This window comes from Micromonospora sicca, assembly GCF_003172935.1.
Taxonomy (GTDB): Bacteria; Actinomycetota; Actinomycetes; order Mycobacteriales; family Micromonosporaceae; genus Micromonospora; species Micromonospora sicca.
Map to the genome: position 1 here is coordinate 1 of NZ_QGKS01000477.1, position 574 is coordinate 574.

Consider the following 574-nt stretch of genomic DNA (forward strand, 5'->3'; position numbering starts at 1 on the left):
GGCCCTGACCGCCCTCACCTGACCCCCTGACCGGGGGCCCGCCCCCGCCCGCCGGACGCGGTCGATCATGAGGTTGTTGACCGGCCTGGTGGGTCAGGGGGTGCGGACGGCGTCCAGGGCGAGCAGGGCGACGTGCAGGGAGAGGCAGGCCTCGACCGAGTCGAGGTCGACGTCGAGGATCCGGCCGATCCGGGCCAGCCGCTCGTAGAACGCCGGCCGGGACAGGTGCGCCGCGGCGGCCGCCGCCGACTTGTTCCGGCCCTGCTCCAGGTACGCCCGCAGGGTGCCCAGCAGTTGCTCCCGGGGATGCCGGGCGTCGTACGCCAGCAGCGCGCCGAGCTCCCGCTCGACGAAGGTCTGCAGTCGGGGCTCGTCCCGCAGCAGGTGCAGCAGCCCGGCCAGGCCGACGTGCGGCAGCCGGAAGATCGGCAGTTCCCGCCTGTCCCGCCGGGCCGCCTCGGCGATTTGCCGCGCCTCGACCAGCGACCGCCCGGCCTCCCGCAGGCTGCCCACCCCGGACCCGGCCGCCACGATCACCGCCGCCGGCCCGCCGGGACGGGCGGCCGCCGGACGG

General features: G+C 77.0%; 1 protein-coding gene. It reads right to left on the minus strand.

Translation table 11 applies throughout. The features are described from left to right. Positions 1-93: 93 nt before the first annotated feature. Positions 94-574 (minus strand): PucR family transcriptional regulator (locus tag DKT69_RS34775; RefSeq protein WP_148668974.1); only part of this gene is annotated, 481 nt, incomplete at its 5' end.